At 54.4% G+C, this 12798-nt stretch carries 11 protein-coding genes; 6 read left to right on the forward strand and 5 right to left on the reverse strand.

Annotation, left to right across the window (positions count from 1 at the left end):
* The 3 genes from kdsB to murB are packed head-to-tail and all read left to right on the forward strand — an operon-like array spanning position 1 to position 2286.
* Entirely contained in the window at positions 1–786 is a 786-nt protein-coding gene (gene kdsB, locus DOQ08_RS03695; protein ID WP_114333533.1) for a 3-deoxy-manno-octulosonate cytidylyltransferase, read from the forward strand.
* Positions 779–1258, forward strand: coding sequence for a low molecular weight protein-tyrosine-phosphatase (locus DOQ08_RS03700; RefSeq protein ID WP_114333534.1), 480 nt, complete (start codon positions 779–781; stop codon positions 1256–1258). Before kdsB ends, DOQ08_RS03700 begins: the two co-directional genes overlap by 8 nt.
* Positions 1255–2286, forward strand: a complete 1032-nt coding sequence (gene murB, locus DOQ08_RS03705) for a UDP-N-acetylmuramate dehydrogenase (protein WP_114333535.1) — start codon at positions 1255–1257, stop codon at positions 2284–2286. The genes DOQ08_RS03700 and murB overlap by 4 nt, the downstream gene beginning before the upstream one ends.
* Before the next feature lie 54 nt (positions 2287–2340).
* Here murB and DOQ08_RS03710 read toward each other — a convergent pair whose 3' ends face one another.
* On the reverse strand, positions 2341–4074 hold the full coding sequence (locus DOQ08_RS03710) for a proline--tRNA ligase (protein WP_114333536.1): 1734 nt from the start codon (positions 4072–4074) through the stop codon (positions 2341–2343).
* A 124-nt stretch (positions 4075–4198) separates the two neighbouring features.
* On the opposite strand from DOQ08_RS03710, the gene DOQ08_RS03715 reads away from it, so the two are divergent.
* Positions 4199–4822 (forward strand): TetR/AcrR family transcriptional regulator, encoded by a 624-nt coding sequence (locus DOQ08_RS03715; protein WP_114333893.1) that lies wholly within the window; start codon positions 4199–4201, stop codon positions 4820–4822.
* Here the strand turns inward: DOQ08_RS03715 and DOQ08_RS03720 are convergent.
* Positions 4810–5307, reverse strand: a complete 498-nt coding sequence (locus DOQ08_RS03720; protein WP_114333537.1) for an Lrp/AsnC family transcriptional regulator — start codon at positions 5305–5307, stop codon at positions 4810–4812. The two genes, DOQ08_RS03715 and DOQ08_RS03720, sit on opposite strands and share 13 nt — an antisense overlap.
* 137 nt (positions 5308–5444) lie before the next feature.
* Between DOQ08_RS03720 and leuA the strand changes: the two genes are divergently transcribed.
* Positions 5445–7139, forward strand: coding sequence for a 2-isopropylmalate synthase (leuA, locus tag DOQ08_RS03725; RefSeq protein ID WP_114333538.1), 1695 nt, complete (start codon positions 5445–5447; stop codon positions 7137–7139).
* A gap of 104 nt (positions 7140–7243) precedes the next feature.
* On the opposite strand, the gene DOQ08_RS03730 is transcribed toward leuA, so the two are convergent.
* The 3 genes from DOQ08_RS03730 to xseA form a co-directional block, all read right to left on the reverse strand.
* On the reverse strand, positions 7244–7453 hold the full coding sequence (locus DOQ08_RS03730; protein ID WP_114333539.1) for a cold-shock protein: 210 nt from the start codon (positions 7451–7453) through the stop codon (positions 7244–7246).
* A 307-nt stretch (positions 7454–7760) separates the two neighbouring features.
* Positions 7761–9635 carry a propionyl-CoA synthetase gene (locus tag DOQ08_RS03735; RefSeq protein ID WP_114333540.1) on the reverse strand — a complete coding sequence of 625 codons (1875 nt, stop codon included), beginning with the start codon at positions 9633–9635 and terminating at the stop codon, positions 7761–7763.
* 112 nt (positions 9636–9747) lie between these two features.
* Positions 9748–11097: an exodeoxyribonuclease VII large subunit gene (gene xseA / locus DOQ08_RS03740; protein ID WP_114333541.1), complete on the reverse strand. Its 1350-nt coding sequence runs from the start codon at positions 11095–11097 to the stop codon at positions 9748–9750.
* A 214-nt stretch (positions 11098–11311) separates the two neighbouring features.
* Here xseA and guaB point away from each other — a divergent pair, with 214 nt between their 5' ends.
* Complete coding sequence (guaB, locus tag DOQ08_RS03745; RefSeq protein ID WP_114333542.1) at positions 11312–12775, forward strand: IMP dehydrogenase; 1464 nt, start codon at positions 11312–11314, stop codon at positions 12773–12775.
* Positions 12776–12798 lie beyond the last annotated feature (23 nt).

Here is a 12798-nt window from a genome sequence, read left to right on the forward strand (position 1 = left end):
ATGTCTTTTACTGTCGTGATTCCCGCCCGCTATGCGTCCAGCCGATTGCCGGGCAAGCCGTTGGCGATGATTGCCGGCAAGCCCATGATTCAGCATGTTCATGAACGTGCTCAGGAAAGCCGGGCGGGCCGTGTCGTGGTTGCGACCGACGATGCACGTATCGAAGAAGCTTGCCTCGCGTTCGGGGCTGAAGTGGTTATGACCTCACCGAATCACGCCAGTGGTACGGACCGGCTCGAAGAAGTGGCTCGCAAACTGGAACTTGAGCCCGAGTACCGGGTTGTGAATGTTCAGGGCGATGAGCCATTGTTGCCGCCGGCTTTGATTAATCAGGTGGCTGACAATCTGGAACGTTATCCCGAGGTGGCGATCTCGACCTTGTGTGAGCGCATTCATGACGCTCATCAGGTATTTAACCCAAACGTAGTTAAAGTGGTGTTTGATGCTCGGGGCATCGCCCATTATTTCAGCCGTGCGCCGATTCCCTGGGCTCGTGACGCCTGGCCTCAAAATGCCAGTTCCGTAGAGGTCGACCTGCCGGATGGAATCGGGTACTTCCGCCACATTGGAATCTACGGTTACCGAGCCAGTGTTCTGAGCGACTTTGTTAGTTGGGCTCCGGCGCCAACGGAACAAGTAGAAGCTTTGGAGCAGTTACGGGCGCTTTATAACGGAGCCAGCATTCATGTGGATGTTGCAGAGCGGCCTCCTGCGCCTGGAGTGGATACGGAAGAAGATTTAGAGCGAATCAGAAAGTTGATGGAAGCCGGAGGGCGTGATGTCTGAATCCGTTCGGGTTCTTTTTGTCTGTTTGGGAAATATTTGTCGTTCGCCCAGTGCAGAAGGCGTGTTTCGCCAGCTCGTCAACAAGCAAGGTATGACAGACAAAGTATTTATCGATTCGTGCGGTACCGCAGATTGGCACACCGGGAAGTCGCCTGATTCCAGGTCTATCGAGGCGGCTGGGCGCAGAGGAATTGATCTTTCTGATCTCAAGGCTCGTCAGATCCAGCCGAATGACCTCGATACTTTTGATTATGTATTGGTGATGGATCGCTCGAATCTGGCTGATGTGCGAGATATTTGGCGCCAAAACGGCGGTACTGAGCCACAATTGTTCCTTGAATTTGGTCGGTCCGACGAAGTGGAAGTGCCGGATCCTTATTACGGTGGCGATCAGGGCTTTGAGCATGTTCTGGATTTGATCCAAGAGGCCAGTGAAGGGTTGCTGGATCACATTCGAGGAAGGTTGGCTTGAGCTACGGGCTGCATATCCGCGAACAGGTCAGCTTGAAAGACCTGAACACCATGGCGATTGATGTCAACGCCAAACAATTTGTGGATATCGAAAATGCCGACCAACTGGTTGAGGCGCTCGACATCGCTGCCGAGAGACAGCTGGAAACGCTGGTGTTGGGCGGTGGCAGTAACCTGGTCTTTGCCGGTGACTTTGACGGGCTGGTTCTGCACATAGCGATACGAGGCAGGCGCTGGGAGAAGATAGACGGTGATTCGGCAGTGCTGGCGTTGTCTGCAGGGGAAATCTGGCACGATGCAGTGCTTTACGCAGCTCGCTCCGGTTATCGCGGAATTGAAAATCTCGCGTTAATTCCCGGAACGGCGGGGGCTGCGCCGGTTCAGAACATTGGCGCCTACGGCGTGGAGCTGTGCGATACCCTTGAGAGCGTGACCGCGTTGGATTGTGTTTCCCGGAAGGTGGTTACGTTGGACACTGAGGCGTGTCAGTTCGCCTACCGGGACAGCTTTTTCAAGCGCAATCCGGGGCGTTATATCATTCTGGAGATTCGCCTGCGCTTGTCTCGTTCGGCTCCCCTTAAACTCGGTTATCGCGACCTTCAGGATTATCTCGGAGATACCGAAAGTATAGAGCTTACGCCTCTGGAAGTGGCTGAAGCGGTCATGGCCGTGCGCCGAAGAAAATTACCCGACCCAGACACCCTGCCCAATACCGGAAGTTTTTTTAAGAACCCGGTTATCGGCCAAGCGCAGTTTGAGCGTTTGCAAAAGTCTTTTCCGGATGTGGTGTTTTATCCACTTGCCGATGGCGTGAAATTGGCGGCTGCCTGGTTGATTGATCAGGCCGGCTGGAAAGGTTTCCGTAACGCCCGAGTGGGCATCCATAATCGACAGGCGCTGGTGCTGATTAACCACTCCCATGGCAATGGCGCGGATGTATTAGCGTTAGCCGAGGAAGTGAGGGGGTCGGTGCAGAAAAAATTCGGGGTAGGGCTGGAAGTAGAGCCTGGTATCGTCGGCTCTTACTAAACCGATGTAGATCATTCCGGGCAGCCTCTCGGGCTGCCCGGAACTGTTTTCGTCTTACAGGCCGGTTTTTGGCGAGGCCTTCATCAGCACAGGCAGTGCGTCTTCTACTGCAATATCCTGTTTATCTTCATCGCGGCGACCCTTGTACTCCAACGTGCCGGCATTCAGGCCGCGCTCGGAGATAACGAAGCGGTGCGGGATACCCATCAGCTCCATATCCGCGAACTTTACACCCGGGCGCATGTTGCGATCATCCAGCAGAACGTCATAGCCCGCTTCGCGAAGTTCGTTGTAAAGTTTTTCTCCGGCTTCGGCAACAGCCGGCGCTTTGTGCCCGTTCAGCAGCACAATCGCCACCTGGAACGGCGCAATCGCGTCGGGCCAGATGATGCCTTTGTCGTCATGGTTTTGCTCAATGGATGAGGCCACAATGCGGGAAACGCCAATGCCGTAGCAGCCCATTTCCATGACAACCGATTTGCCGTTTTCGTCCAGTACCGTGGCGTTCAGGGCCGAGCTGTATTTGTTGCCCAGCTTGAAGATGTGCCCAACTTCGATACCGCGACGAATCTCCAGCGTGCCGTTGCCGTCCGGGCTTGGGTCGCCTTCAACAACGTTCCGGATATCTTCAACGCGGCCAACCGCAACATCACGCTCCCAGTTGACGCCGGTCAGGTGGTAGTCGTCTTTGTTCGCGCCGCACACGAAGTCAGCCAGATGGGCCGCACTGCGATCAACGATGGTCGGGATCGGCAGGTTAACCGGACCAATGGAGCCGGCTTTGCAGCCAATGGCCTTCTCGATCTCTTCGTCGGTTGCCATGGTCAGTGGCTCGGCCACGCCTTGCAGGTTTTCGGCTTTGATTTCGTTTAGGGTGTGGTCGCCACGCACAATGAGGGCAACCAGGCCGGACTCGCCATTCTCGTCAGCTTCGGCTTTCACGATCAGCGTTTTTACGCTGCGCTCAGCCGGCAGGCCCAAAAATTCAGAGACGGAATCAATCGTCTTCTGATCCGGCGTGTGCACTTCTTTCATGTCTTCGGTGGCCGCAGGACGATCACCAGCCGGGGCTACCGCTTCTGCTTTCTCGATGTTGGCGGCGTAGTCACCGCCGGTGCTGAATACGATGGCATCTTCACCGGAGGAAGCAAGTACATGGAATTCGTGAGAGCTGCTGCCGCCGATGGAGCCTGAGTCCGCCTGCACCGGGCGATAATCCAGCCCCAAGCGGTCAAAGATATTGCAGTAGGTCCGATGCATGAGCTGGTAGGTGTCGTCCAGCGATGCGGCATTAATGTGGAAGGAGTAAGCGTCCTTCATGATGAATTCGCGGGCACGCATCACGCCAAAACGCGGGCGACGCTCGTCGCGGAACTTGGTTTGAATCTGATAGAAGTTGGCAGGCAATTCTTTGTAGCTTTTCAGCTCATTGCGCACCAGATCGGTAATGACTTCTTCGTGAGTAGGGCCAACGCAAAAATCACGGCCGTGTCGGTCGTGCAGGCGCAGCAATTCGCCGCCGTATTGTTCCCAGCGGCCAGACTCTTGCCAAAGCTCAGCCGGCTGAACCGCAGGCATGAGTACTTCCTGGGCTCCACTTTTGTCCATTTCTTCACGTACAATCCGTTCTACTTTACGCAAAGTTCGCAGGCCGAGTGGCAGCCATGAGTATAGGCCAGCGGCTAATTTACGGATCATACCTGCACGTAACATCAGCTGATGGCTGATAATTTCCGCGTCAGCAGGGGTCTCTTTTTGGGTGGCAATCAGATAACGGCTAGCTCGCATCGTGTCTTCCGCTTTATTGAAAAGTGGGGATTGGACTAATTGGCAGTGGCACTGGCCCGAAACTGCCTTTCATTGTCTTAAAGTGAGCGTTATTGTACGGAGCCTGCCCCATAAGGTACAGATGATGACAGACGAATCTATAAATGTAGCGCCGCGTCGTAAGCCGGTGCAGGCACGTAGCCGGGAGCGTGTAGACAGCATTCTCCGCCACGCGGCCGAGATCTTTCACGAGAATGGTGTAGATGGCACCAGTATGTCGGCCATTGCCCGGAACTCGGGGATGTCGCTGGCCTCGCTCTATCGTTATTTTCCGAACAAAGCGGCCATTGTTCACGCTCTTGCAGAAGGGCATGTCGAAAAAATGGAAACGGCGCTGCGTGAGCGCCTGCAAGAAGTCGGGTTGTCTGAAGCCGTCGATGTGCTGATCGACTTGTTTTACGAATTTTACCGGACAGAACCGGCTTATACGGCGATCTGGAGCGGCGTTGAATCGATGCCGGAGTTGCGAGATCTGGATTTGCGCGAACTCTACAGCAACGCCCGGGATTTTGACGCACGGCTCAAGCAGGAATACCCGGGCATACCTGAAGAGCGGCGTTGGACTGCTAGCCTGTTGTTGCCTCGGTCCGCTGGCTCAATTCTCAGGCTGGCAGCGACCTTGCCGGAGTCTCAGGGCGCATTGTTGGCAACCGAGCTTAAGTGTATGGCCCGTGCCTATCTGATGGAGCTGATTCGTCAGGACAAGTAGCCCAAGGGCAGGGCTGTGCTGTCGATGACTCTCCGTAATACAAAGCTCGAGTGGACACCGCTGACCCCGGGGATACGGGTAATGCGGTTCAACAGGAACTGGTGGTAGTGGTCCATATCGGGTACCACGACCTTCAGCATGTAATCCGCGCTTTGCCCGGTAATCAAGTAGCATTCCTGTACTTCGGGGTAGTTCGAGATTTGTTCCTCGAAGTCTGCAAACCGTTCCGGGGTGTGCCGGTCCATACCGATCAGAATGATAGCAGTCAGGGATAATCCCAATTTTTTATGGTCAAGAATCGTGGCGGTTCTGACAATGATGCCCGCCTCTTCCAGCGATCGTACCCGCCGCAGGCAAGGTGAGGGCGATAAACCGACCTTTTCGGCAAGCTGCTGATTGGTCAACGACCCATTCTTCTGCAACTGCTCCAGAATTTTTCGGTCTGTTTTGTCGATTTTAGCTAATGCTTTGTCATTGCCCGACATAATATTTCACCATCCTGTTCATATTGACAATATTGTGCCACAAATTCAGCAAGTGAAGATAAAATTCGCAATCGCATAGCGCTTTAAACGGGTTAAACTGGCGCTATCTCTTCGATCAGTGAAAGGAACTGTCAGTCATGGCTTTTGATCATCGGAAATACGCACCCTTCAAGCCCGTTGCCAAAAAAGATCGCCGTTGGCCGGATGCCGTTATTGAAAAGGCGCCCACCTGGTGTGCTGTGGATCTCCGGGACGGTAACCAATCTCTGATCAAACCGATGTCGGTTGCTCAAAAACAGCGACTGTTTGATTTGCTGGTGAAGCTGGGTTTTAAGGAAATTGAAATAGGTTTCCCTGCAGCGAGTCAGCCGGATTTCGATTTTTGCCGGAAGCTTATTGAAGAGAACCGTATTCCGGACGATGTCACTATCCAGGTGCTGACCCAGGCCCGTGCTGAATTAATCGAGCGTACCTACGAGGCGCTTGATGGCGCAAAGAAAGCGATTGTGCATGTCTACAACTCGACTTCTACGGTGCAGCGTGAGCAAGTGTTCGGGCTGGATCGTGAGGGTATCTGCGATATTGCCCGCAACGGGGCAACGCTGGTGAAAGAGATTGCGAGCCGGTATCCGGATACCGAGTGGACGTTCCAGTATTCCCCGGAAAGCTTCACCGGTACTGAATTGGATTTCGCAGCGGACGTTATTGATGCGGTCACCGGAGTGTGGCGGCCGGATCAGGGTCAGCCAGTGATCATTAATTTGCCTGCAACCGTAGAAATGTCCACGCCGAACGTTTTTGCGGATCAGGTGGAATGGATTTGTGAAAAGATCCAATACCGGGATGCTTTGAGTATCAGTGTTCACACCCATAACGATCGCGGGTGTGGGGTGGCGGCAGCCGAATTGGCGGTGATGGCCGGAGCTGATCGAGTTGAAGGCACCTTGATGGGTAACGGTGAGCGCACGGGCAATATGGATTTGGTCACAATGGCCATGAATTTATACTCTCAAGGTGTTGATCCTGAATTGGATTTGTCGGGCATGGCTGAAATCACCGAGGTGGTGGAAGCTTGCACGGAGATCTCGACTCATCCTCGCCATCCGTATGCTGGTGAATTGGTCTTTACTGCGTTTTCCGGCAGCCATCAGGACGCGATCCGAAAATGTCTGGCGCGCCGCAAGGACGGCGATGTCTGGAACGTTGCCTATTTGCCCATCGACCCTTCAGACCTGGGGCGGCGGTACGAAGAGGTGGTTAGGATCAACAGCCAGTCTGGCAAGGGTGGCGTAGCGTACGTGCTCGAACGGGATTACGACATCAGCCTGCCTCGTTGGCTGCAGATCGAGTTCAGTAAGGTGGTTCAATCGGAAGCCGAAACCAACGGTGGCGAGATTGACTCACACACCATTCACCATCTCTTTGAAGAGCGGTACCTGAAGGTGGCGAAAGACTGGACGCTGCGCACCTACAACCTGCATCGTGATGACGATGGTGTCCGAGCTGATGTGGTCGTAGGCGCTGATGACACCTCGGTGACCTTGGAGGGGCGCGGTTTGGGCGCAGTCGAGGCTGTATCCGATGCGTTAACCCGCCGGTTTGGCGTATCCATCGCGGTAGAGGCATACGATGAGTTTGCATTGGGTGAGGGTACTAAGGCTAATGCTTTGGCGTGTATCCGCCTGAACGCTAATGGCAGGCTTTGCAGTGCGGCGGCATTGGCTGAAGATACGACATCTGCGACCTTGCAGGCTTTGTTCTCGGCTGTAGCTCAGGAAGTTGGCGAACAGATGCCGGAAATTATGGATAGCTCGGAGTCGGTCTCGGCCTGACGTTCGCCAGTTAACCTAAAACGAAACTAAAACAGCCGGCACGAATGCCGGCTGTTTTTTTCCCGTCTGCCCGTGAGGGGCATCAGGCAATGAACATAAGCCCGTTATAGTGGCGTTACGTTCTCTGCCTGCGGGCCTTTCGGGCCCTGAGTAACGGTGAACTGCACCTGCTGGCCTTCTGCCAGAGTGCGGAAACCACCGGAGTTGATTGCGCTGTAGTGAACGAAAACGTCACTGCCGCCTTCCTGCTCAATAAAGCCAAAGCCTTTAGCTTCGTTAAACCATTTGACCTGGCCAGTTTTTGTATCAGACATTGATCTTTCCTGTACTTACAAAAAGGTTTGCCCTCACGGGACCATGCATGCTGAATAATTCGGGGCGTTCTGATGAAAGGGACAACGAAAAGCCGGGGCAGGACGTTGGAGCACATTCGCCAAATACCGCTGCAGAATTACACAGCAATTTCAGTATAGACCGACTTTGCAGTCCGTCAATTATTTATGTGTTGCTTTTTTAAAAAAATTTTTGATAAAAAACAGTTGCTTACATTTGTTGCTGGCGCGGCGGGCTACCCCTGGCGAGGTAGCCTCGAATCTTTTACCCGAAGCCGGTTCTGGATGATCAGCGCCTGAGTGCTTCGCTGATTTCGTCCAGAATGGCTGGATCGTCTATCGTGCTTGGCACGCTGTACGATTCGTGATCGGCGATCTGGCGAATGACCCGTCGAAGAATTTTTCCGGATCGGGTTTTCGGTAGACGCTCGACCACAATGGCGCGCCGGAAACAGGCGATTGCGCCAATTTTTTCTCTCACCATCTCGATAAGCTCTTCTTCAAGCTCGTCCGGGTCGATGGTCGCACCGTCTTTAATTAGCACCAAGCCAATGGGCAGCTGACCTTTGAGGTCGTCATGGGCCCCAACAACGCAGCATTCTGCGATGGCTGGGTGGGACGCAACCACCTCTTCCATCTCGCCGGTTGAAAGACGGTGCCCGGCTACGTTGATGACATCATCGGTTCTCCCCATGATGAAGACGTAACCGTCCTCGTCAACGTAGCCGCCATCACCGGAGCTGTAATAGCCCGGAATTGGGCGTAGGTAACTGTTAAGAAAGCGTTCGTCGTCGCCCCATACGGTCATCAGGCAGCCGGGTGGCAAAGGAAGTTTGATCGCAATCTGGCCTTGCTCGCCATTAGGAACGGTGGAGCCGTTCATTCTGACCACCCGAACGTCGTAGCCGGGTGACGGCACCGTTGAAGAGCCGGGTTTTGTGGCCATCATTTCGATTCCCGCCGGGTTACAGCATATTGCCCAACCGGTCTCGGTCTGCCACCAGTGATCGAGAATCGGAAGGTTGGTGTTCTCCTTCAGCCATTCGTAGGTTGGCGGATCCAGACGTTCACCGGCCAGATAGATTCGTTTCAATGACGATGTGTCGTATTTACTGAATTGCGCGGCCTCGGGGTCTTCCTTGCGCACAGCGCGAAATGCGGTGGGGGCGGTGAACAGGATGTCTACCTTGTGGTCTTGAATTACCCGCCAGAAGGCTCCGGCATCAGGCGTTTTTATGGGTTTGCCTTCGTAAAGTACTGTGGTGCAACCAGCAAAGAGAGGGCCGTAAACAATATAGCTGTGCCCGACTACCCAGCCAACATCCGAGGCTGCCCAATACACATCGCCGGGTTTCGCATCGTAGACCAGGTTCATGCTGTACTTGAGCGCAACGGCGTGGCCTCCGTTATCCCTAACCACACCTTTCGGTTTGCCGGTGGTGCCAGACGTGTAAAGGATATAGAGCGGATCGGTTGCTTTTACCGGCACGGGTTCGGCGGGTGTGGCGTTTGCGCACAGATCGTTCCAGTCATGATCCCGGCTCGCTTGCAGGGTGGCTTTAGCCTGGGGGCGTTGGTACACCACGCATATCTCGGGCTTATGGTTCGACTGCTCGATAGCTTTTTCGACCAAAGGTTTGTATTCGATTACGGTGCTGATTTCGATGCCGCACGAAGCGGTGATGAGTGCTTTGGGGGTGGCATCATCGATGCGCACGGCCAGTTCGTGAGCGGCAAACCCGCCGAACACCACCGAGTGGATCGCGCCAAGGCGTGCGCAGGCCAGCATGGCGATCGCGGCTTGCGGGATCATGGGCATATAAATAATGACCCGGTCACCTTTTTGTATGCCTTGCTGTTTAAGCGCGCCCGCAAACAGTGCGACTTCGTCTCGTAATTGGTTGTAGGTGTATGTTTGCTGGGTGTTGGTTACCGGCGAGTCGTAAATCAGGGCGGCCTGATCGCCTCGGCCGGCGCGAATGTTGGCATCCAGTGCAACGTCGCTGGTGTTCAGTGTGCCGTCTGGGAACCATTCGCCATGACCGTTATCGAGTGGCCGCCAGATGGTGTCGGGTGTCGAGCTCCAGTCGATGTTCAGGGCTTGTTCGCGCCAGAAATCGTCACGCTGATCGATGGAACGGCGAAATGCGGAGTTGTAGCTCATAGGCTCCACCTCAGTTGAGTGGTTTTTATTCTATGTTTGGTTTCCTCAACTGTAGGAGTTTTGCGGGGCTGAGCTAGTAGACCATAGGCGTAGTGATCGGTGCGGGGCCGATTTACGATGTTTCAATCTCTGTCACGTTTGCGGAAATATATCCTTGGCCGAGCTGAGTGCGAATGGTGTCGCCTTTTGTGAGTTGGTTTGCGTTTCGAACGATGTCGCCGTTTTCGTTTTTGACAATGGCGTAACCCCGCCCGAGCGTAGCAAGGGGGCTGACAACATTCAGGGTCTGAGCCTGAAACTGGAGCTTGTCTTGTTGCTGCCTCAGGTTGTGTTGTATCGCCGCTTGCATGCGTTCACTCAGTCTAACCACCTGCTCGTGTGTGCTGGTGATAAGCTTTTGGGGAGATTGGGTTCCCAGTCTCTGTTTCAGATGGCCGGTTGCGAGTAACTGGTGTTCCAGTTTTTGCCGCATGGCCTTATTCAGGCGCATGTCGAGTTCGTCCATACGCTGAGCTTTATCTTGCAATTCCCGGCGCGGGTCCCGCAGTCGTGCGCTCAGGTGACCAAGCTGGTTATCCAGTCGTTTAAATAAGCGTTGGGCAGAGTGTCCCAAGCGAACTCGTTGCTCGTTCAGGCGGCGCAGCCAGTCTTGTTGATCCGGAGAGATTTTCTCGGCAGCCGCCGAGGGGGTCGGGGCCCGTAAATCAGCGACAAAGTCTGCAATGGTGACGTCAACTTCGTGGCCAACGGCGCTGACCGTGGGGATAGGGCAGCCGGCTATTGCTCTGGCTACCGCTTCCTCATTGAAACACCACAAATCTTCGAGTGAACCGCCGCCTCGACCAATGATCAAAACATCCGCCACGTTGTGTTGTTGCGCTCGCGCAATGGCGTTCACGATTTCGCTGGTGGCCGCTTTGCCCTGAACGGCGGTCGGGTAGAGCGTGACAGGAATCGCGGGGCACCGCCGGGCGAGCACGGTCAGGATGTCGTGAATCGCAGCGCCCGTGGGCGAGGTGACCACGCCAATGTGTCTGGGTGTGGCAGGGAGTGGTTTTTTGCGCGTTGGTTCGAACAACCCTTCGGCCTGAAGCTTGGCTTTGAGCGCTTCGAACGCTTGCTGTAGAGCGCCGAGGCCGGCGGGTTCCAGGTGCTCGACAATGACCTGAAAGTCACCGCGGTTTTCGTACAGGGTGACCTTGCCCCGAATACGTATTTGGTCGCCTTCACGGGGCGGGGTGCGGATCCGCTGATTGGCACCTCGGAACATGGCGCAGCGGATCTGGCATTTTTGATCTTTTAAGGAGAAATACCAATGCCCCGAAGACGGCCGGGATAGCCCTGATATTTCGCCTTCCACCCATACCTGCATAAAGCTGGTTTCCAGCAGGCGGCGAGCCTGACGGTTGAGTTCACTGACGCTCAAAGCATGGGGGCGGGTGTCCGGGTAGGCGGGGGTCAAAGTCGGGCTCCGTGGATTTTATACGCAATAGCCGAGAAGGTGACGGGTAAAAATAACGGAAATTCAGAAAGATGCAACCTGATGGTAAGAACCCCGTGGTTTACTGTGTTCTGTCACCACTTTATAATAGATCGATTAAGGATTTTGCTCTGTTACATCGCTTCAGATGTAGCTTAGTAACTCCCAACTTAGCATGATCAAAAGGCGGACCCAAATGCTGCGTATTGCCGAAGAAGCCCTCACGTTTGACGACGTTCTGCTTGTGCCCGGATATTCCGAAGTGCTTCCTCACCAGGTTGACCTGAAAACTCAGTTGACCAAGGGAATCACTCTGAACATTCCATTGATATCTGCCGCTATGGATACGGTCACCGACGCCGAGCTGGCGGTCGCGATGGCCCAGGAAGGCGGTATCGGTATCATGCATAAGAACATGACGGTGGAGCAGCAGGCCGCTGAAGTGCGCAGAGTTAAGAAGCACGAAAGTGGTGTGGTGAAAGATCCCATTACTGTTACCCCGGATACCACCGTTCGCGAGCTGGTTGATATCACCATGGCTAACAACATTTCCGGTTTGCCGGTGGTTGATGGTGACGAATTGGTGGGTATTGTTACGGGCCGTGATATCCGGTTTGAAAGCCGGATGGACACCCCGGTTCGAGATATTATGACCGGAAAAGAAAATCTGGTGACGGTCAAAGAAGGTGCCAACCTCGATGAGGTTAAAGAGCTGCTTCACAAACACCGTATCGAGAAGATTCTGGTTGTTAACGACAGTTTCGAGCTGCGCGGCCTGATTACAGTTAAAGACATCCAGAAAGCCAAAGATTACCCGATGGCCTGTAAAGACGATCAGGGTCGGTTGCGGGTAGGTGCTGCTGTGGGCACTGGCGGTGACACGGAAGCACGTGTACAAGCGTTGGTGGAAGCTGGCGTCGATGTGATTGTAGTGGATACCGCGCACGGCCACTCCAAGGGCGTGATTGAACGTGTTCGTTGGGTTAAGGAAAGTTATCCGCAGCTGCAAGTGATTGGCGGTAACATCGCGACTTCTGACGCGGCCATTGCGTTGGTAGAGGCCGGCGCCGATGCCGTTAAAGTTGGTATTGGCCCCGGATCAATTTGTACAACGCGCATTGTCGCGGGCATCGGTGTACCCCAGATTTCAGCGGTATCAAATGTTGCTGCCGCTCTTAAGGACCGCGGCGTTCCGGTGATCGCGGATGGTGGCGTGCGCTTCTCAGGTGATATTGCCAAAGCGGTTGCAGCGGGCGCTAACTGCGTCATGATCGGTAGTCTGCTGGCGGGTACCGATGAGGCACCGGGTGAGATCGAATTGTTCCAGGGCCGTAGCTACAAAGCCTACCGTGGCATGGGCTCCCTTGGCGCAATGGGGCAGGGCTCCAGTGATCGTTACTTCCAGGATGCCAGTAAAGGTATTGAGAAACTGGTGCCGGAAGGTATTGAAGGCCGCGTTGCCTGCAAAGGCCCTATGCGCAACATCATTCACCAGCTGATTGGTGGTTTGCGTGCTTCTATGGGGTATACCGGAAGCGCGAACATCGAAGAAATGCGCACTAAACCGGAATTTGTCCGTATTACCAATGCGGGTATGCGTGAGAGCCACGTCCATGACGTGACCATCACCAAAGAAGCTCCAAACTACCGCATCGGTTAATTATTGCTTGATTTGACACAGCC

It is taken from the genome of Marinobacter litoralis (assembly GCF_003336705.1).
GTDB lineage: Bacteria > Pseudomonadota > Gammaproteobacteria > Pseudomonadales > Oleiphilaceae > Marinobacter > Marinobacter litoralis.

Bases quoted from the DNA above. Each gene is read 5' to 3' on its own strand.
- kdsB (WP_114333533.1), top strand. From the start codon at position 1: ATGTCTTTTACTGTCGTGATTCCCGCCCGCTATGCGTCCAGCCGATTG.
- DOQ08_RS03700 (WP_114333534.1), top strand. From the start codon at position 779: ATGTCTGAATCCGTTCGGGTTCTTTTTGTCTGTTTGGGAAATATTTGT.
- DOQ08_RS03710 (WP_114333536.1), bottom strand. From the start codon at position 4,074: ATGCGAGCTAGCCGTTATCTGATTGCCACCCAAAAAGAGACCCCTGCT.
- DOQ08_RS03715 (WP_114333893.1), top strand. From the start codon at position 4,199: ATGACAGACGAATCTATAAATGTAGCGCCGCGTCGTAAGCCGGTGCAG.
- DOQ08_RS03720 (WP_114333537.1), bottom strand. From the start codon at position 5,307: ATGTCGGGCAATGACAAAGCATTAGCTAAAATCGACAAAACAGACCGA.
- leuA (WP_114333538.1), top strand. From the start codon at position 5,445: ATGGCTTTTGATCATCGGAAATACGCACCCTTCAAGCCCGTTGCCAAA.
- DOQ08_RS03730 (WP_114333539.1), bottom strand. From the start codon at position 7,453: ATGTCTGATACAAAAACTGGCCAGGTCAAATGGTTTAACGAAGCTAAA.
- DOQ08_RS03735 (WP_114333540.1), bottom strand. From the start codon at position 9,635: ATGAGCTACAACTCCGCATTTCGCCGTTCCATCGATCAGCGTGACGAT.
- guaB (WP_114333542.1), top strand. From the start codon at position 11,312: ATGCTGCGTATTGCCGAAGAAGCCCTCACGTTTGACGACGTTCTGCTT.